This window comes from Acidovorax sp. Root275, assembly GCF_001428965.1.
Lineage (GTDB): Bacteria > Pseudomonadota > Gammaproteobacteria > Burkholderiales > Burkholderiaceae_C > Acidovorax > Acidovorax radicis.
The window spans coordinates 295,100-315,052 of record NZ_LMJH01000010.1 but is presented as its reverse complement, the minus strand read 5'-3'; the positions used below and the strand labels follow the sequence as shown (position 1 = coordinate 315,052).

The window sequence follows — 19,953 nt, the reverse complement described above, 5'->3', positions numbered from 1 at the left end:
CCCATTGCGATGGCTAAGCGCTATGCCACATCAGTCGGTTTTTCGGTCAGGCTCAGGCAAAATAGACAGGGAGTGGCAATTCACCGCCACCTTTAATTCAAAGCTTAAGTACATATCGTGTCCCATGACTATCCAAGAAGTCCTTATTAATCTGCCTGAGCGAAGCTATCGCATTGCCATTGGTGACGGTCCGTTGGCTGATGCCACGTCCTACGATGGTTTGCCCCGCGCCAGCACTGCGCTCATTGTTAGTAACACCACGGTTGCTCCCTTGTATGCATCCGCTTTACGAGCAGCGCTGGCGGGCCGGTATGCGCAGATTCATGAGCTGCAGCTACCAGATGGCGAGGAGTTCAAGAACTGGGAGACTCTGCAGCTCATTTTTGATGCGCTGCTGAGCAATGGCTGCGATCGTAAGACGGTCATCTTTGCGCTCGGCGGTGGTGTTGTGGGCGACATGACAGGTTTTGCCGCCGCCAGCTACATGCGGGGTGTGCCCTTTGTGCAGGTGCCCACCACGCTGCTTGCACAAGTGGATTCTTCGGTGGGCGGCAAGACGGCCATCAACCATCCGTTGGGCAAGAACATGATCGGTGCGTTTTACCAACCGCAGTTGGTGGTGTGCGATCTTGCGGTGCTCGATACGTTGCCCAAGCGTGAGTTCAGTGCTGGTCTTGCCGAGGTCATCAAGTACGGACCCATCTCGGACATGGCCTTCTTAGATTGGCTGGAGCGCAATATGGACGCCCTGATCGCGCACGACCGCGATGCCCTGGCGCACGCCGTGCGGCGCAGTTGCGAGATCAAGGCTTGGGTTGTTGGCCAGGACGAAAAGGAAACAGGCCTTCGTGCCATCCTCAATTTTGGTCATACCTTCGGGCATGCTATCGAGGCTGGCATGGGCTATGGTGTATGGCTGCATGGTGAAGGTGTAAGTGCCGGCATGGTGATGGCGGCCGAGCTGTCTCGCCGGCTCGGATTGGTGGACGACGGGTTTGTGGCGCGTCTGAATCTGCTGATTCAGCGCGCGGGGCTGCCCACGAAGGGGGCGGTTTTGGACGCTGCAGACAACGCGGGCCGTTACTTGGAGCTGATGCGTGTCGACAAAAAGTCCGAAGCCGGTGAGATTCGGTTTGTGCTGATCGATGGCCCGGGCAAGGCGGTGGTGCGCTCAGCACCGGACGACCTGGTGCGCGAAGTGATCGATGCCTGTTGTATCTAGAATTTCTCCATCGTTTGCTATAAATAGTATAGCTAATTGTGCTTTATGCATAGGCGCTGGCGGCAAATTTGAATCCGATCTCTGATCTGGCGGCGTACGCCTGCCACCCTGCAGCGACCAAGGGGCGGCGCTACCCAGAAACACCTGCACCAACGCGAACCGAATACCAGCGTGATCGGGACCGGATCGTGCACTCCACGGCCTTTCGGCGGCTGGTCTACAAGACGCAAGTTTTTCTCAACCACGAGGGCGACCTGTTCCGTACGCGACTGACCCACTCGTTGGAGGTCGCCCAGTTGGGGCGATCCATTGCACGCTCACTGCGCATCAACGAGGACTTGGTAGAGGCCATATCGTTGGCCCACGACCTGGGGCATACGCCTTTTGGGCATGCTGGCCAGGATGCGTTGCACGGTTGCATGGCGGAGCACGGAGGTTTTGAGCACAACCTGCAGAGCTTGCGTGTAGTGGACAAGCTGGAGGAGCGGTATCCGCAGTACGACGGACTGAACTTGACCTTTGAGACGCGCGAAGGCGTGCTCAAGCACTGCTCCAGGTTGCACGCACAACAGTTGGAGAACGAAGAACCCGGTGGCGTCGGTGCGAGGTTCTTGCGCCGGGAGCAACCCAGCCTGGAGGCGCAGCTGTGCAACCTGGCCGATGAAATCGCCTACAACGCGCACGACATCGATGATGGCGTGCGCTCTGGGCTGATCACGCTAGCGCAGTTGCAGGACGTGCCCTTGTTCGACCAGTACCGCGCTGCGGCCCAGGCCGAGTATCCGGATCTTGCACAGCCGCTGCGGCAGCGGCGGCTGCTGTTCGAAGCCATACGGCGCATGCTCAGCGCGCAGGTCTATGACGTGATTGATGCCACGCAGGCTGCGCTGGCCAGGCACGCGCCGCCTGATGTGCAAGCCGTGCGCCAGTCACCAGCGCTCGTGATGTTTGGCGATGCCATGCGTGCGCGCTCTCTGGAACTCAAGCAGTTCCTCTTCAAGAACCTGTACCGTCACCCCCAGGTAATGGAGACCACGGGCCGTGCACAGGAGGTCGTGCGTGACCTGTTTGCAGCGTACACGGCCTCCCCCCAAGAAATGAAGGCGGCGTTTGCCGAGCAGGCCTCTGTGGATTGCGGCCCGCTGCGGGCAAGGGCTGTGGCGGATTTCATTGCAGGCATGACAGACCGGTTTGCAGCGCGGGAGCATGAGCGCCTGACGGGGCGGCGGCTTTTCGACTGAGCTGCATTGGGGCGGGCAGGGCGCCCGGTAAAATTCACCCGCACTTCTTAGCGCCCCGCGCGCCTGTTTCATGACTTCCACCCCCCCCTTTGCTGTCTCGGCGGCCTCTTCGGAGCGTGCCGATTTGTTCGTTCGCAACACCGTCCATTGGCTGGAGCGCGCAGTGATCGGGCTCAACCTGTGCCCTTTTGCCAAGGGCGTTCATGTCAAGGGGCAGATCCACTATGTGGTCGCGCCGACCGAAGACTTGACGGAGGTGCTGGATCTCCTGCGCTGTGAGCTGTCAGCCCTGGTGGCGGCCTCTGCCGAAACGCGGGATACCACCTTGGTGATACTCCCTTACTGCCTCCAGGATTTTCTTGATTTCAACGATTTTCTGGGAGAGGCGGAGGCACTGCTGGAGGCAATGGACCTCGATGGGACGCTGCAGATCGCGAGTTTTCACCCCCAGTTTCAGTTTGCGGGCACCGACTCGGATGATGTGACCAACTGCACCAATCGCTCGCCTTACCCCACGTTGCACCTGCTGCGGGAGGAGAGCATTGACCGGGCCGTGGAGGTGTTCCCAGAGGCGGAGATGATCTTCGAGCGGAACATCGAGGTGCTGCAAGCGCTCGGCATGCAGGGGTGGGCCGCACTCGATGTCGGTCCTCATTCGGGCGAGCCAATGTCACTGGCTGCGAACAAGGAAGTGCGATGATGAAAAATGCCAAAGACACCCCCGTAGCCCGCACGCAGCAGCCCCATGCATCGCGCCCCAAGGCAGCAGCCTCGAAAGTCGAGCCTGCGGAGCTGCTCGAGTTGCGGCCGGGTCAGTCGATAGAGCTGCTCAAAGAGTTGCACATCCTCACGCGCGATGGGCGTCTCAATCAGGATTCGCGGCGCAAGCTCAAGCAGGTGTACCACCTGTTCAATTTCATCGAACCACTGCTCACCGAGTTGTCCACCACAGAGAAGGGGCCAACGCTCGCAGACCATGGGGCGGGCAAGTCGTATCTGGGGTTCATCCTGTATGACTTGTATTTCAAGGCCCTGGGGCGTGGCCACATTTACGGGGTGGAAACGCGCGCCGAGCTGGTGGAGAAATCCCGGGTGCTGGCACAGAAGCTGGACTTTGGGCGCATGTCGTTCCTGAATGTGTCGGTGGCGGAATCCACCGGTGCGGATGAATTGCCGGCCCGGATCGATATCGTCACTGCCCTGCATGCCTGTGATACGGCGACGGACGATGCCATCGCCTTTGGTCTGCAGAAGAATGCCCGGGCCATGGTATTGGTGCCATGCTGTCAGGCCGAGATGGCCGCCTGCTTGCGCCAGGGCAAAGCCCTGCAGCTGGCGCGCACGCCCCTGGCCGAGCTGTGGCGCCATCCGCTGCACACGCGCGAACTGGGCAGCCAGGTCACCAATGTGCTGCGCTGCCTGTACCTGGAGGCGAATGGCTACCAGGTCACGGTGACGGAGCTGGTGGGGTGGGAGCACAGCATGAAGAACGAGCTGATCATCGCCCGCTACACGGGGCAGAAAAAGCGCAGCGCCTCGGAGCGTCTTCGCGCCATTCTGGAAGAGTTCGGCCTCGACAAGGTGCTGGGGGCGCGCTTCGGGCTGAGCTCGGAGGCTAGCGATACTCAGGTTGCAGTGGACGTATTGCCGCACTGACCGTCGACCACAGGCGGCTGCCTGGGCAGGGACAAATCGGGGACGGATTTATGATCGCGTTCACCCCTTGCTTCTATCGATGCCTATGGCCCGCCTGCCGCGCCTGACCCTGCCGGGTCATCTGCACCACGTTATCCAGCGCGGAAACAACCGCCAAAGTATCTTCGTAGATCGCCAAGACTTCGAGACCATGCTCTCGCTGCTGGCGGACAACGCGCAGAAATACGGGGTGGCTGTCCATGCCTATGTGCTGATGGACAACCACTTTCATCTGCTGGCCACACCCATTACTGCCGATAGCCTCCCGCAGATGATGCAGGCGGTGGGGCGGCTCTATGTGCAGTATTTCAACCGGCGCCATGCGCGCACGGGCACCTTGTGGGAGGGGCGCTATCGCTCCACGGTGCTGCAGCCAGAACGGTATCTGCTGCCCTGCATGGTCTACCTTGATTTGAACCCGGTGCGCGCGGGGCAGGTGGTGCAGGCTTCCGACTATGCGTGGTCGAGCCACGCCCATTGGCTGGGCCTGCGCCATGACCGCTTACTCACGCCCCATTCCCTGTACTGGGCGCTCGGCAATACGCCGTTCGCGCGCGAGGCGGCGTACGCCGCTTTGGTGCAGGCGGGCATCGGATCGCAAGAACAAGCTGCGTTGACCTCGTCCGCCCTGAGCGGCTGGGCGTTGGGCGATCCTGTATTTTTGCAAGAGTTGCAAAAGCACACGCCACGCCGTGTGACCAGGGGGCAGGCCGGTCGCCCTGCTATCCACAGAAAATCTTTATAAAAAAAGCTCTATCGCTTGTATTGATCGAATATTTTGCTATCAAATTTGATGTGTCCCTTATAAATTCCAGAAAAAACCCTGTTGTGATTAATTAAGAATCTGACCCTAATTAATCTGCTTGCCAAAAGATGTTGCAATGCACTAATCTTCCACTCCCTGCGAAAAATATGAGGAGTGCGCCATGACCACGGCTGCCGAGATCCAGCATCTGCAACAACACGGTTTGTATTCATCGGGTAACGAACACGACGCCTGCGGCCTCGGGTTTGTGGCCCACATCAAGGGCATCAAGCGCCACGACATCGTGACGCAGGCCTTGAAGATCCTGGAAAACATCGACCACCGTGGTGCGGTGGGTGCTGATCCGCTGATGGGTGACGGCGCCGGCATCCTGATCCAGATCCCTGACGCGCTGTACCGTGAAGAAATGGCCAAGCAAGGCGTGACCTTGCCTGCGGCCGGCGAATACGGCGTGGGCATGATCTTCCTGCCCAAGGAGCATGCCTCGCGCCTGGCCTGCGAGCAGGAGATGGAGCGAGCCATCAAGGCCGAAGGCCAGGTGCTGCTGGGCTGGCGCGATGTGCCGGTGAATGTGGACATGCCCATGTCGCCCACCGTGCGCAAGAAGGAGCCGATCCTGCGCCAGGTGTTCATCGGCCGTGGCAACGACGTGATCGTGCAGGACGCGCTGGAGCGCAAGCTGTACGTGATCCGCAAGACGGCCAGCGCCAACATCCAGGCGCTCAAGCTCAAGCACAGCAAGGAATACTACGTTCCGTCCATGTCCAGCCGCACCGTGGTCTACAAGGGCCTGCTGCTGGCCGACCAGGTGGGCGTGTACTACAAGGACCTGTCTGACGAGCGCTGCGTCTCGGCCATCGGCCTGGTGCACCAGCGCTTCTCCACCAACACCTTCCCCGAGTGGCCGCTGGCCCACCCCTATCGCTACGTGGCGCACAACGGCGAAATCAACACCGTCAAGGGCAACTACAACTGGATGAAGGCGCGCGAAGGCGTGATGGCCTCGCCCGTGCTCGCGGCCGACCTGCAAAAGCTGTACCCCATCAGCTTTGCCGACCAGTCCGATACCGCCACCTTCGACAACTGTCTCGAACTGCTGACCATGGCCGGCTACCCCATCAGCCAGGCCGTGATGATGATGATCCCCGAGCCCTGGGAGCAGCACACCACCATGGACGAGCGCCGCCGCGCCTTCTATGAATACCACGCCGCCATGCTGGAGCCGTGGGACGGCCCGGCCTCTATCGTGTTCACCGACGGCCGCCAGATCGGCGCTACGCTCGACCGCAACGGCCTGCGCCCCTCGCGCTACTGCATCACCGATGACGATCTGGTCATCATGGGCTCGGAGTCGGGCGTGCTGCCCATTCCTGAAAACAAGATCGTGCGCAAGTGGCGCCTGCAGCCCGGCAAGATGTTCCTGATCGATCTGGAGCAAGGCCGCATGATCGACGACGATGAGCTGAAAGCCAACGTCGTCAACACCAAGCCCTACAAGCAGTGGATCGAGAACCTGCGCATCAAGCTCGACAGCATTGATGCGGGCGCGCAAGTGGCTGTGACCCAGCCTGCCGATCTGCCGCTGCTCGACCGCCAGCAAGCCTTCGGATACACCCAGGAAGACATCAAGTTCCTGATGGCGCCCATGGCCAAGAACGGCGAAGAAGGCATTGGCTCCATGGGCAACGACAGCCCGCTGGCCGTGCTCTCTGGCAAGAACAAGCCGCTGTACAACTACTTCAAGCAGCTGTTCGCCCAGGTGACGAACCCGCCGATCGACCCGATCCGCGAGGCCATCGTGATGTCGCTCAACAGCTTCATCGGCCCGAAGCCCAACCTGCTGGACATCAACCAAGTCAACCCACCGATGCGGCTCGAGGTGAGCCAGCCCGTGCTCGACTTTGCCGACATGGCCAAGCTGCGCGACATCGAAAAATACACGCAAGGCAAGTTCAAGAGCGCGACCATCGACATCACCTACCCCCTGGACTGGGGCCGTGAAGGCGTGGAAGCCAAGCTCGCCTCGCTGTGCGCACAGGCCGTGGACGCCATCAAGGGTGGTGCCAACATCCTGATCGTCAGCGACCGCGCCGTAAGTGCCACGCAAGTGGCGATCCCCGCACTGCTGGCGCTGTCTGCCATCCACCAGCATCTGGTGGGTGCAGGCCTGCGCACCACGGCCGGCCTGGTGGTCGAAACCGGTACCGCCCGTGAAGTGCACCACTTCGCTGTGCTGGCGGGTTACGGCGCCGAGGCCGTGCATCCCTACCTCGCCATGGAAACCCTGGCCGAGATGCACAAGGACCTGGGCGGCGACCTGTCGGCCGACAAGGCGATCTACAACTACGTCAAGGCCATTGGCAAGGGCCTGTCGAAGATCATGTCCAAGATGGGCGTGAGCACCTATATGAGCTACTGCGGCGCCCAGCTGTTCGAGGCCATCGGCCTGAACACGGAAACCGTGGGTAAGTACTTCACCGGTACCGCCAGCCGCGTGGAAGGCATCGGCGTGTTCGAAATCGCCGAAGAAGCCATCCGCATGCACAAGGCGGCCTTTGGTGATGACCCTGTGCTCGAGACCATGCTGGACGCTGGTGGCGAATACGCCTGGCGCGCCCGGGGGGAAGACCACATGTGGACGCCCGATGCGATTGCCAAGTTGCAGCACAGCACGCGCGCCAACAACTGGAACACGTACAAGGAATACGCCCAGATCATCAACGACCAGAGCAAGCGCCACATGACGCTGCGCGGCCTGTTCGAGTTCAAGATAGACCCTGCCAAGGCGATCCCGGTGGACGAGGTGGAGCCCGCCAAGGAAATCGTCAAGCGTTTTGCCACCGGCGCCATGTCGCTCGGCTCTATCTCCACCGAAGCACATGCCACACTGGCTGTGGCCATGAACCGCATTGGCGGCAAGAGCAACACCGGCGAAGGCGGCGAGGACGCGGCGCGTTATCGCAACGAACTCAAGGGCATCCCGATCAAGAAGGGCGACACCTTGAAGAGCGTGATCGGTGCCGAGAACGTCGAGGTGGACCTGCCCCTGCAGGACGGAGATTCGCTGCGCAGCCGCATCAAGCAGGTGGCCTCGGGCCGCTTCGGCGTCACGGCCGAATACCTGTCGTCGGCCGACCAGATCCAGATCAAGATGGCCCAGGGCGCCAAGCCCGGCGAAGGCGGCCAATTGCCCGGTGGCAAGGTGTCCAACTACATCGGCAAGCTGCGCCACAGCGTGCCGGGTGTGGGCCTGATTTCGCCACCACCGCACCATGACATCTATTCGATCGAAGATCTGGCCCAGCTGATCCACGACCTGAAGAACGTTGCGCCGCACGCTGGCATCAGCGTCAAGCTGGTGTCTGAGGTGGGCGTGGGCACCATCGCGGCAGGCGTGGCCAAGTGCAAGAGCGACCACGTGGTGATCGCCGGGCACGACGGCGGCACGGGCGCATCGCCCTGGTCGTCCATCAAGCACGCAGGCGGCCCCTGGGAAATTGGCCTGGCCGAAACCCAGCAGACCCTGGTGCTCAACCGTCTGCGCGGCCGCATCCGCGTGCAGGCAGACGGCCAGATGAAGACGGGTCGCGACGTCGCCATCGGCGCGCTGCTGGGTGCTGACGAATTCGGCTTTGCCACGGCCCCGCTGGTGGTCGAGGGCTGCATCATGATGCGCAAGTGCCACCTCAACACCTGCCCCGTGGGCGTGGCTACGCAAGACCCTGAGCTGCGCAAGAAGTTCTCCGGCAAGCCCGAGCACGTGGTGAACTACTTCTTCTTCATTGCCGAAGAAGTGCGCCAGATCATGGCCCAGTTGGGTATCAAGAAGTTCGACGACCTCATCGGCCGCACCGACCTGCTCGACACCCGCCAGGGCCTGGAGCACTGGAAGGCACGTGGCCTGGATTTTGGCCGCCTGTTCGCGCAGCCCAATGTGCCTGCCGATGTGCCCCGTTTCCATGTGGATGTGCAGGACCACAACATCGAGCACACGCTGGACCGCAAGCTCATCGAGCGCAGCAAGCCTGCCATCGAAAAGGGCGAGCGCGTGCAGTTCATCGAGGTGGCCCGCAACGTGAACCGCTCTGTGGGCGCGATGCTCTCCGGCGCGGTGACCCGTGTGCACCCTGAAGGCCTGCCGGATGACACCATCCGCATCCAGCTGGAAGGGACGGGCGGACAGTCGTTCGGTGCGTTCCTCACGCGTGGCATCACGCTGTACCTGATTGGCGATGCCAACGACTACACGGGCAAGGGCCTGTCGGGTGGCCGCGTGGTCGTGCGCCCCAGCATCGACTTCAGGGGCGATGCGGTGCGCAACACCATCGTGGGCAATACCGTGATGTACGGTGCCACCACGGGTGAGGCCTTCTTCAGCGGCGTGGCCGGTGAGCGCTTTGCGGTGCGCCTGTCGGGTGCCACTGCGGTGGTGGAAGGCACGGGCGACCATGGTTGCGAGTACATGACGGGCGGTACCGTGGTGGTGCTGGGCAAGACGGGCCGCAACTTTGCTGCAGGCATGAGTGGTGGCGTGGCTTACGTGTATGACGAAGATGGCCAGTTCGACACCCGCTGCAACATGTCCATGGTGACGCTGGAGCGCATCCTGCCCGCCACGGAGCAGGAGGCCACGGTGCCACGCTCGATCTGGCACAGCGGCCAGACCGACGAAGCCCAGCTCAGGAAGCTGCTGGAAGATCACAACCGCTGGACGGGCAGCAAGCGTGCACGCGAACTGCTGGACAACTGGGCGGCATCACGCAGCAAATTCGTCAAGGTCTTCCCGACAGAGTACAAGCGTGCGTTGTCCGAAATTTATGAACGAAAAGTGCTGGAAGAGTCCGCTACGCCAGCGGTAGCTGCTACCAAAAAAGAAGCGGTGCCTGCCAAATAAGGCCGCGCCGCAGACCTCCGCACAGCATTCATAGACAAGGACATCGTCATGGGAAAAACTACCGGCTTCATGGAATACGAGCGCATCGAAGAGGGCTACAAGCCCGTGCCCGAGCGCCTCAAACACTACAAGGAATTTGTCATCGGCCTCGATGAGACCCAGGCCAAGGTGCAAGGCGCGCGCTGCATGGACTGCGGCACGCCGTTCTGCAACAACGGCTGCCCGGTGAACAACGTCATTCCAGATTTCAACGATCTGGTGTACCACGCCGACTGGAAAAGTGCGATCGAGGTGCTGCACAGCACCAACAACTTCCCGGAGTTCACGGGCCGCATCTGCCCCGCACCCTGCGAGGCAGCCTGTGTGCTCAACGTGAACGACGACGCCGTGGGCATCAAGTCGATCGAGCACGCGATCATCGACCGCGCCTGGGACGAGGGGTGGGTGCAACCCCGCGTGGCCAAGCACAAAACCGGCAAGAAGGTCGCCGTGGTGGGCTCTGGCCCTGCAGGCATGGCGGCGGCCCAGCAGCTGGCACGGGCGGGTCACAGCGTCACGCTGTTTGAGAAGAACGACCGCGTGGGTGGGCTGCTGCGCTACGGCATTCCTGACTTCAAGATGGAAAAGTCGCACATCGACCGCCGCGTCAAGCAGATGGAGGCCGAAGGCGTGGTCTTCCGCACGGGTGTGTTTGTGGGCGCCGCCAAAGACGGTCTGGGCAAGGATTCCAAGGTCACCAACTGGGCCAAGGAAACCGTCACGCCCGAGCAACTGCACAAGGAATTCGATGCCGTGCTGCTGACCGGCGGTGCCGAGCAGTCGCGCGACTTGCCGGTGCCGGGCCGCGACCTGGATGGCATTCACTTCGCCATGGAGTTCCTGCCCCAGCAGAACAAGGTCAACGCCGGCGACAAGCTCAAGGGCCAACTTCGCGCCGAAGGCAAGCATGTCATCGTGATCGGTGGCGGCGATACCGGCAGCGACTGCGTGGGCACCAGCAATCGCCACGGCGCTACGAGCGTTACGCAGTTCGAACTGATGCCTCAGCCGCCCGAAGAGGAAAACCGCCCGTTGACCTGGCCCTACTGGCCCATCAAGCTGCGCACCAGCTCCAGCCACGAAGAGGGTTGTGAACGCGAATTCGCCATCTCCACCAAGGAATTCATCGGTGAAAAAGGCAAGGTCACCGGCCTCAAGACTGTGCGCGTGGAGTTCAAGGATGGCAAGATGGTCGAGGTGGCCGGGTCCGAGAAGCTCCTGAAGGCGGACCTCGTATTGTTGGCCATGGGCTTCGTGAGCCCGGTGGCTGCCGTGCTGGAAGCTTTTGGCGTGGACAAGGACGCCCGTGGCAATGCGCGCGCCACCACGGATTTTGATGGTGGCTATGCCACCAATGTGCCCAAGGTGTTCGCTGCAGGTGACATCCGGCGGGGTCAGTCGCTGGTCGTCTGGGCGATCCGCGAGGGTCGCCAGGCTGCACGTTCGGTCGATGAGTTCCTCATGGGCTATTCGGACTTGCCGCGCTGATCGCGGGGTCTGATCTTTTGGGCAAAACGGCGCTGCGGCGCCGTTTTTTCATGAGGTTGTGATCAAGACGCGCGCAGTCGCAGGGTCTGCCCCCCGTGGCAGGGGGAGGCCAAAGAGGGCGCCGAACGGTATTGCCGGCTGGTGATGTGGCAGGCCCGCCAGTCCAGGTCGATGGCCTCGCTTTCACGCCCGCATGTCTTTATTGGCACAATCGAGGGTTCTGTCAATCCGGGGTTGCCTGGCGCCTTAAAGGCCATCCAGCCTGCGATACAGATGCTTCAAAATGCAAACATACATGTATGTATGTTTGCTTCTTCAGCTACCATCGCGGCTTCTTTTGGCCGGAAGAACCATTGCACGGCGACTGCCGGACCCGGAACCCTGAACCTTTCCCGCATGCCTGAAACCTCCATCCTTGCCGAGCTGCGCAATGCCACGTTCTCCTATGGAGACCGCGACATCCTGCGCGATGTCTCGCTGACCGTGCCACGTGGCAAGGTCACGGCGCTGATGGGCGCCTCGGGCGGCGGCAAGACCACGGTGCTGCGCCTGATTGGCGGCCAGCAACGGGCCCAGGGCGGTGAAGTCCTGTTTGATGGGCAGGATGTGGGGCGTCTGGATGCCGCTGGCTTGTACGCCGTTCGCCGCCGCATGGGGATGCTGTTCCAGTTTGGCGCGCTGTTCACCGACCTGAGTGTTTTTGAAAACGTGGCTTTCCCGCTGAGGGAGCACACAGACTTGTCCGAAGCGCTGGTCCGCGACGTGGTCCTCATGAAGCTGCATGCCGTGGGCCTGCGGGGTGCGCGTGATCTCATGCCCAGCGAGATTTCGGGCGGAATGGCGCGGCGCGTGGCCCTGGCCCGGGCCATTGCGCTCGACCCGGAGCTGGTCATGTATGACGAGCCTTTTGCAGGGCTGGACCCCATCTCCCTGGGAACGGCTGCGCAATTGATCCGCCAGCTCAATGACGCCATGGGCCTCACGAGCATCGTGGTGTCGCACGACCTGGAAGAAACCTTCCGACTGGCGGACCACGTGATCATTCTGGGGGCGGGTGTTGTGGCCGCTCAGGGCACGCCGGATGAGGTGCGTGCCAGCACCGACCCTCTGGTGCACCAGTTTGTGAATGCCTTGCCTACGGGGCCGGTGCCCTTCCACTATCCCGGCCCGGACGAGGCGCAGGACTTCGGGCCTGCGGGAGGGCGTGCACGGTGAGCTGGTACAACCCCTCCGATGTCGGTTTTGCGGTGCGCCAAAAGTTGGCCGACATCGGCATGGGTGCGCGGCTTTTTGTGCGACTGGTGCGGCTGGTGGGGGCCACCTTCCGGCGGCCTTCGCTGGTGAGTGACCAGGTGCATTTTCTGGGCAACTACTCGCTGGCCATCATTGCGGTGTCCGGTCTGTTTGTAGGGCTGGTGCTGGGTCTGCAGGGGTACTACACCCTGCAGCGCTATGGCTCCTCGGAAGCCCTGGGATTGCTGGTCACGTTGTCGCTGGTGCGAGAGCTCGGCCCCGTGGTCACGGCCCTGCTGTTTGCGGGGCGGGCGGGCACGTCGCTGACGGCAGAAATTGGTTTGATGCGCGCTGGCGAGCAGCTCAGCGCGATGGAAATGATGGCGGTGGACCCGGTCCAGCGCATTTTGGCGCCCCGCTTCTGGGCCGGGGTGATCGCCATGCCCTTGTTGGCTGCGGTCTTCAGCGCGGTGGGGGTGATTGGGGGCTGGAGCGTGGGCGTGCTCATGATCGGCATCGACCCCGGCGCTTTCTGGAGCCAGACGCAGGGTGGCGTTGATGTGTGGAAAGACGTGGGCAATGGTGTGCTCAAGAGCGTGGTGTTCGGTGTTGCGGTCACGTTCGTGGCGCTGCTGCAGGGCTTCACCGCCAAGCCCACCCCCGAGGGGGTGTCGCGCGCAACCACCCGCACCGTGGTGATGGCCTGCCTGGCGGTGCTGGGGCTGGACTTCGTCCTGACGGCCCTGATGTTCAGTATCTGAGGCTGGCGATGCTGGCAGTGAAGAGGAATCAAACAATGCAACGCTCCAAAAACGATCTCTGGGTAGGGCTGTTCGTCATGCTGGGGGCCGTGGCGCTGGTGTTTCTGGCACTTCAGTCGGCCAACCTGCTGAGCCTGAATTTCCAGTCCGGCTATCGCATCACGGCGCGCTTTGACAACATCGGTGGGCTCAAGCCCCAGGCTGCGGTGCGCGGTGCCGGCGTGGTGGTGGGGCGCGTGGAGTCCATCACGTTCGACGACAAGACCTACCAGGCACGGGTGACGCTGGCGATGGAAAACCGCTACGCTTTCCCCAAGGACAGTTCCCTCAAGATCCTCACGAGCGGCCTGCTGGGTGAGCAGTACATCGGTATCGAGGCCGGGGCAGACGAGAAGAACCTTGCTGCGGGCGACATGGTCACCTCGACCCAGTCGGCTGTGGTGCTTGAAAACCTCATTGGACAGTTTCTCTACAGCAAAGCCGAAGACGGCGGTAAGCCCGCAGGGGCAGGTGACAAGAAATGAAGAACTTTAAAAAAACAACCTTGGCCGGGGAGGGCTCCGGGCCGCAGCAGGTTTTGCCACGTGCGCTGGGTGGCCTCGCGCTGCTGCTGGCTGGGGCGCTGCTTTCGGGCTGCGCCACCGTGGCCAACCCCGATCCGCGTGATCCGCTGGAGTCCTACAACCGTGGCATGACCAACTTCAACGAGCAGGTCGATGCCATGGTGCTCAAGCCCGTGGCGATTGCCTACCAGGACATCGCGCCCGCACCCGTGCGCACGGGTGTGAGCAACTTTTTTGCCAACATCGGCGATGTCTGGTCGTTTGTGAACAACGTGCTGCAGCTGCGCGCGGAAGCGGCTGCCTCCACGTTCATGCGCGTCAATGTCAACACCTTCATGGGCATCGGAGGGGTGCTGGACATCGCCAGCGAGCTGGGCATAGACCGCTACAAGCAGGACTTCGGCCTCACGCTGGGCCGATGGGGCGTGGGCACAGGGCCCTATCTGGTGCTGCCGGTCCTCGGGCCGTCCACGGTGCGCGACACCTTTGCACTGCCTGTCGATATGAAGGGCAATGTGGTGAGCTATGTGGACCCGGTCTCGGCCCGCAATACGCTGTACGCACTGCGTGTGGTGGACACGCGCGCCAACCTCCTGCGGGCAGGTTCCGTGCTGGACAGCGCCGCGCTGGACAAGTACAGCTTCACGCGGGACGTTTTCCTGCAGGTGCGCAGCCAAGCGGGTGAGCCGCAGAACGGCAATGGCGCGGACGACAAGAACACCAACGATGGCGTGTTGCCGCAAGAGCCTCCCCGTTGAGAGGTTTGCGGGTGGCATCTGCCCGCCGATGACGGGCAGGGCGCGGGCGCTCATGTTGCACTTGCTTGCAATCCGCAATCCCAGCGACGCATACACCGCTGCCGCGACCGCCACAATGAAACACGGGCATGCCGGATGGCGGCCCCATGACTGAACGAGAAAGTAGAGGATAGAGGACATGATGAACCGACGTTCCCTGGGCCACCTGGCTCTGTGCACTGCCGCTGTGGTGTCTCTGGGCATGCCGCTGTCCGCGCTGGCGGCGGACGAGGCGCCGGACGCGATGATCAAGCGCCTGTCCACCGACGTGCTCAACACTGTGAAGTCCGACAAGGCCATTCAGGGCGGCGATCTGACCAAGGTGATCGCGCTGGTGGACAAGACCGTGATGCCCAACGTCAACTTCCGCCGCATGACCGCCGCTGCCGTGGGGCCGGGCTGGCGCCAGGCCACGCCCGAGCAGCAAAAGCGCCTGCAGGACGAGTTCAAGATCTTGCTGGTGCGCACCTACGCGGGTGCGCTCGCCCAGGTCAACGATCAAAGCATCCAGGTCAAGCCCCTGCGCGCTGCGCCGGAAGACAAGGACGTGCTCGTGCGCACCGAGATCGTGGGCCGCGGCGACCCCATCCAGCTGGACTACCGCCTCGAAAAGACGCCTGGCGACGGTGCAGGCTGGAAGATCTACAACCTGAACGTGCTGGGCGTCTGGCTGGTGGAGACCTACCGGGGCCAGTTTGCCCAGGAGATCAATGCCAAGGGCATCGATGGGCTGATCGAGACCCTGGCTGCGCGCAACAAGGCCAATACCGCCAAGGGCTGAGCCTTCTCCATGCTGGTACTTCCCTCTGAACTGACCCACCGCCAGGCCACGGCCTGTCTGCAGATGCTTCTGCAGGGGCTGCGGGTGCACCGCGAAAGTGGTGTGGTGGTGGATGCCAGCGCAATGGCGGTGTTCGACAGCTCGGCGCTGGCAGTGCTGCTGGAATGCCGGCGCGAGGCGTTGTCAGTGGGCAAGACCTTTGCCGTGCAGGGCCTGCCCACGGCGCTGCGTGGCATGGCGGGCTTGTATGGCGTGGGCACCTTGCTCACGCCCGTTTCCTGACGCTGCGGGCGCTTTTTGTGCCTTGGCGGGCCGGCCCTTTGGCCCCGCACCGGTAGACCGGTGCTCCCTGCTCACCCCCACCCCAACGCAGTTCGGGGCAAGGCCGTAAAATCAGGGGCTTCATGCCCGCAGTCTCCTTCCAAGCCATCTCCAAGACCTTTGCCACGCCCAAAGGCCCTTTTCAGGCACTGAACCAGGTCAACCTGGACATTGAGGAGGGGGAGTTCTTCGGGCTCCTCGGCCCCAACGGTGCCGGCAAAACCACCCTCATCAGCATCCTTGCAGGCCTGGCGCGCGCCAGCAGCGGCCGTGTGCTGGTGCAGGGCAGTGACGTGCAGGCCGATTTTGCCGAGGCGCGCCGCAAGCTTGGCGTGGTGCCCCAGGAGCTGGTGTTCGACCCCTTCTTCAACGTGCGCGAATCGCTGCGCATCCAGTCGGGCTACTTCGGCGTCAAAAACAACGACGCCTGGATCGACGAGCTGCTGGAGAACCTGGGTCTCACCGACAAGGCCAACGCCAACATGCGCCAGCTCTCGGGCGGCATGAAGCGCCGCGTGCTGGTGGCGCAGGCGCTGGTGCACAAGCCGCCCATCATCGTGCTCGACGAACCCACGGCCGGTGTGGACGTGGAGCTGCGCCAGACGCTCTGGCACTTTGTGGCGCGCCTGAACAAGGAAGGCCACACCGTGCTGCTGACCACGCACTACCTGGAAGAAGCCGAGGCCTTGTGTGGCCGCATCGCCATGCTCAAGTCGGGCCGCATCGTGGCACTCAACCGCACGAGCGAGCTGCTGCAGGCGGCCTCAGGCAGCATCCTGCAGTTCAAGACAGATGCTGCCTTGCCGCCCGCACTGGCCGGCGTGGCGCGGGTCACGGGCCGCATCGTGCAGCTGCCCGCGCACGACGCCGCCGAGATCGAAAGCCACCTGGCCGCGCTGCGTGTAGCGGGCGTGGACGTGCATGACATGGAGATTCGCCGGCCTGACCTGGAGGACGTGTTCCTGCAGGTGATGTCTGGCACCTCGGTGTCCAACATTCCCATGTCGGAGGTGACGTCCGCCGCCGCGCCGGGCCGCCCCAAGAAAGGCGCGGCCCCCTTGGGGGGCAGCGAGGACACGGCAGTGTCGAGCGGGGGGGCACAACGATGACCGGCTGGCAGACTCTTTTTTACAAGGAAGTGCTCCGTTTCTGGAAGGTCAGCTTCCAGACCGTGGCCGCGCCCGTGCTCACCGCCGTGCTGTATCTGCTGATCTTCGGCCATGTGCTCGAAGACCATGTGAAGGTGTATGACCGCATCAGCTACACCGCCTTCCTGGTGCCAGGCCTCGTGATGATGAGCGTGCTGCAGAACGCCTTTGCCAACAGCTCGTCGAGCCTGATCCAGAGCAAGATCATGGGCAGCCTGGTGTTCGTGCTGCTCACGCCGCTATCGCACTGGGCGTGGTTTGTGGCCTATGTGGGCTCGTCCATGGTGCGTGGGCTGGTGGTGGGTCTGGGGGTGTTTGTGGTCACGCTGGCCTTTGCGCGGCCAGAGTTTGCGGCGCCACTGTGGATCGTGGCGTTTGCGGTGCTGGGGGCGGGCCTGCTGGCCACGCTGGGGCTGATTGCGGGGCTGTGGGCCGACAAGTTTGACCAGCTCGCCGCGTTCCAGAACTTCGTGGTGGTGCCCATGACGTTCCTCTCGGGCGTGTTCTATTCCATCCAGTCGCTGCCACCGTTCTGGCAGACCGTGAGCCACCTCAACCCGTTTTTCTACATGATTGACGGGTTTCGCTATGGCTTCTTTGGCCAGAGCGATACCTCGCCCTGGCTCAGCCTCGGTATCGTGGGCATCGCCTGGTTGGCCGTGAGCTTTCTCGCCGTGCACCTGCTGCGCACCGGCTACAAAATTCGGAATTGACATGACTGCTGACCAACTCAAAGACATCATCGCCGCCGGCCTGGCCTGCGAACACATCACGCTGGAGGGCGATGGGCGCCATTGGTACGCCACCATCGTCTCGGCCGAGTTCGAAGGCAAGCGCGCCATCCAGCGCCACCAGCGCGTGTACGCCACGCTGGGCGCGAAAATGCACACGGATGAGGTTCACGCGCTGTCGATGAAGACCTTCACCCCCGCCGAATGGGCGGCGCAGGCGCAGTGATGCAGATTGCCTGATTACTCATTTATTGATAGCTATTGGCGCTTAATGGATAAGCGCTAGAGGCCATTTTCATTCATATTTCTGGTGGTTAGAGATGGACAAACTCCTCATTCGCGGCGGACGCACCTTGCAAGGCGAGGTGCTGGTGTCTGGCGCCAAGAACGCCGCCTTGCCGGAGTTGTGTGCGGCGCTGCTCACGGCCGAACCCGTGACCCTGCTCAACGTGCCCCAGCTGCAGGATGTGAGCACCATGCTCAAGCTCATTCGCAACATGGGCGTGGCGGCCGAGCGCGCCGATGACGGTACGGTGTGCATTGACGCCAGCGGCTTGAACACGCCCGAGGCGCCGTACGAGCTGGTCAAGACCATGCGCGCCTCGGTGCTGGCGCTGGGCCCGCTGCTGGCGCGCTTTGGCGAGGCCACGGTGTCGCTGCCCGGCGGTTGCGCCATCGGCTCGCGGCCGGTGGACCAGCACATCAAGGGCCTGACGGCCATGGGCGCCGAGATCGTGGTCGAACACGGCTACATGATCGCCAAGCTGCCCGCAGGGTGGACGCGCCTGAAAGGCACCCGCATCACCACCGACATGGTCACGGTGACGGGCACCGAGAACTTCCTCATGGCCGCCGCACTGGCCGAGGGCGAGACGGTGCTCGAAAACGCTGCGCAAGAGCCCGAAATTTCGGACCTGGCCGAGATGCTGATCGCCATGGGCGCGAAGATCGAAGGCCATGGCACCAGCCGTATCCGCATCCAGGGTGTCGAAAAGCTGCACGGCTGCACCCACCGCGTGGTGGCCGACCGCATCGAGGCGGGTACCTTTTTGTGCGCCGTGGCGGCCACGGGCGGCGATGTGGTGTTGCGCCATGGGCGTGCAGACCACCTGGACGCCGTCATCGAAAAGCTGCGCGAGGCCGGTGCCCATGTGCAAACGGTGGACGGCGGCATCCGTGTGCAAAGCGCCGGTGGCGCCACGCTCAAGGCGCAGGGCTTTCGCACCACCGAGTACCCCGGTTTCCCCACCGACATGCAGGCCCAGTTCATGGCGCTCAACTGCATCGCCCAGGGCACGGCCACGGTGACCGAGACGATTTTTGAAAACCGCTTCATGCACGTCAACGAGCTGGTGCGCCTGGGTGCCAAGATCCAGACCGATGGCAAGGTGGCCGTGATCGAGGGTGCCCCCCGCCTGTCGGGCGCCACCGTGATGGCCACCGACCTGCGCGCCTCGGCCAGCCTGGTCATTGCCGGCCTGGTGGCCGACGGCGAAACCGTGGTGGACCGCATCTACCACCTGGACCGTGGCTACGACTGCATGGAAGCCAAACTGCGCGGCATCGGCGCCGACATTGAACGAGTAAAAGCATGAGCAGCAACATGATCACCTTGGCGCTTTCCAAGGGCCGCATCTTCGACGAAACCCTGCCCCTGCTGGCCGCCGCCGGCATCGAGGTGCTGGAAGACCCCGAGAAGTCGCGCAAGCTCATCCTGCCCACCAACCAGCCAAACGTGCGCGTGGTGCTGGTGCGCGCCACTGACGTGCCGACCTACGTGGAGTACGGCGGCGCCGACATCGGCGTGACCGGCAAGGACACCCTCATCGAACACGGCGGCCAGGGCCTGTACCAGCCGCTGGACCTGCGCATCGCCAAGTGCCGCGTGAGCGTGGCCGTGCGCAACGACTTCGACTACGAACGGGCCGTCAAGCAGGGCTCGCGCCTGAAGGTGGCCACCAAGTACACCTCGATCGCGCGCGACTTCTTTGCCACCAAGGGCGTGCACGTGGACATGGTCAAGCTCTACGGCAGCATGGAGCTGGCGCCGCTCATCGGCCTGTCCGACGCCATCGTCGACCTGGTGTCCACCGGGAACACGCTCAAGGCCAACCACCTGGTGGAGGTCGAGCGCATCATGGACATCAGCTCGTATCTCGTGGTCAACCAGGCCGCGCTCAAGCTCAAGCAGGCGCCGCTGCGGCGCATCATCGATGCGTTTGCCTCGGCGATTCCTGCGGAAAAGAACTGACCCTTACCCGATCCATCGACCG

Annotated in this window: 18 protein-coding genes; all 18 read left to right on the top strand. The window is 62.7% G+C overall.

Annotation, left to right across the window (positions count from 1 at the left end; genetic code table 11):
* Positions 1-124: 124 nt before the first annotated feature.
* Positions 125-1,222, top strand: a complete 1,098-nt coding sequence (gene aroB, locus ASE52_RS20890; RefSeq protein WP_057228939.1) for a 3-dehydroquinate synthase — start codon at positions 125-127, stop codon at positions 1,220-1,222.
* 68 nt (positions 1,223-1,290) lie between these two features.
* Complete coding sequence (locus ASE52_RS20885; protein ID WP_198928140.1) at positions 1,291-2,463, top strand: deoxyguanosinetriphosphate triphosphohydrolase; 1,173 nt, start codon at positions 1,291-1,293, stop codon at positions 2,461-2,463.
* 70 nt (positions 2,464-2,533) lie between these two features.
* The gene (locus tag ASE52_RS20880; protein WP_057228934.1) at positions 2,534-3,163 is read left to right on the top strand and encodes a DUF1415 domain-containing protein; all 630 of its coding nucleotides are present in this window, start codon (positions 2,534-2,536) and stop codon (positions 3,161-3,163) included.
* Complete coding sequence (locus ASE52_RS20875; RefSeq protein WP_057228932.1) at positions 3,163-4,119, top strand: SAM-dependent methyltransferase; 957 nt, start codon at positions 3,163-3,165, stop codon at positions 4,117-4,119. Before ASE52_RS20880 ends, ASE52_RS20875 begins: the two co-directional genes overlap by 1 nt.
* Before the next feature lie 85 nt (positions 4,120-4,204).
* A complete protein-coding gene (locus tag ASE52_RS20870) occupies positions 4,205-4,903 on the top strand; it encodes a transposase (protein ID WP_029413902.1) in 699 nt (232 codons plus the stop codon).
* A 181-nt stretch (positions 4,904-5,084) separates the two neighbouring features.
* A complete protein-coding gene (locus tag ASE52_RS20865) occupies positions 5,085-9,818 on the top strand; it encodes a glutamate synthase-related protein (protein ID WP_057228930.1) in 4,734 nt (1,577 codons plus the stop codon).
* A gap of 48 nt (positions 9,819-9,866) precedes the next feature.
* Positions 9,867-11,345: a glutamate synthase subunit beta gene (locus ASE52_RS20860; protein WP_057228928.1), complete on the top strand. Its 1,479-nt coding sequence runs from the start codon at positions 9,867-9,869 to the stop codon at positions 11,343-11,345.
* Positions 11,346-11,741: 396 nt separating this feature from the next.
* Positions 11,742-12,560 (top strand): ABC transporter ATP-binding protein, encoded by an 819-nt coding sequence (locus ASE52_RS20855; RefSeq protein WP_010462113.1) that lies wholly within the window; start codon positions 11,742-11,744, stop codon positions 12,558-12,560.
* Entirely contained in the window at positions 12,557-13,339 is a 783-nt protein-coding gene (gene mlaE / locus ASE52_RS20850; protein WP_057228926.1) for a lipid asymmetry maintenance ABC transporter permease subunit MlaE, read from the top strand. Before ASE52_RS20855 ends, mlaE begins: the two co-directional genes overlap by 4 nt.
* Positions 13,340-13,374: 35 nt before the next feature.
* Positions 13,375-13,863: an outer membrane lipid asymmetry maintenance protein MlaD gene (gene mlaD, locus ASE52_RS20845; RefSeq protein WP_057228925.1), complete on the top strand. Its 489-nt coding sequence runs from the start codon at positions 13,375-13,377 to the stop codon at positions 13,861-13,863.
* Entirely contained in the window at positions 13,860-14,660 is an 801-nt protein-coding gene (locus tag ASE52_RS20840) for a VacJ family lipoprotein (protein WP_057228923.1), read from the top strand. Before mlaD ends, ASE52_RS20840 begins: the two co-directional genes overlap by 4 nt.
* 178 nt (positions 14,661-14,838) lie before the next feature.
* On the top strand, positions 14,839-15,480 hold the full coding sequence (locus ASE52_RS20835; protein WP_057228921.1) for an ABC transporter substrate-binding protein: 642 nt from the start codon (positions 14,839-14,841) through the stop codon (positions 15,478-15,480).
* Positions 15,481-15,489: 9 nt separating this feature from the next.
* Complete coding sequence (locus tag ASE52_RS20830) at positions 15,490-15,762, top strand: STAS domain-containing protein (RefSeq protein WP_010462102.1); 273 nt, start codon at positions 15,490-15,492, stop codon at positions 15,760-15,762.
* A 122-nt stretch (positions 15,763-15,884) separates the two neighbouring features.
* Complete coding sequence (locus ASE52_RS20825) at positions 15,885-16,910, top strand: ABC transporter ATP-binding protein (protein ID WP_057228919.1); 1,026 nt, start codon at positions 15,885-15,887, stop codon at positions 16,908-16,910.
* The gene (locus ASE52_RS20820) at positions 16,907-17,662 is read left to right on the top strand and encodes an ABC transporter permease (RefSeq protein WP_057228917.1); all 756 of its coding nucleotides are present in this window, start codon (positions 16,907-16,909) and stop codon (positions 17,660-17,662) included. Before ASE52_RS20825 ends, ASE52_RS20820 begins: the two co-directional genes overlap by 4 nt.
* 1 nt (position 17,663) lies before the next feature.
* Positions 17,664-17,906 carry a BolA family protein gene (locus ASE52_RS20815; RefSeq protein ID WP_010462096.1) on the top strand — a complete coding sequence of 81 codons (243 nt, stop codon included), beginning with the start codon at positions 17,664-17,666 and terminating at the stop codon, positions 17,904-17,906.
* Positions 17,907-18,000: 94 nt separating this feature from the next.
* A complete protein-coding gene (gene murA / locus ASE52_RS20810) occupies positions 18,001-19,275 on the top strand; it encodes a UDP-N-acetylglucosamine 1-carboxyvinyltransferase (RefSeq protein WP_057228915.1) in 1,275 nt (424 codons plus the stop codon).
* Positions 19,272-19,931, top strand: a complete 660-nt coding sequence (gene hisG / locus ASE52_RS20805; protein WP_241777070.1) for an ATP phosphoribosyltransferase — start codon at positions 19,272-19,274, stop codon at positions 19,929-19,931. Before murA ends, hisG begins: the two co-directional genes overlap by 4 nt.
* The last annotated feature ends 22 nt before the right edge of the window (positions 19,932-19,953 follow it).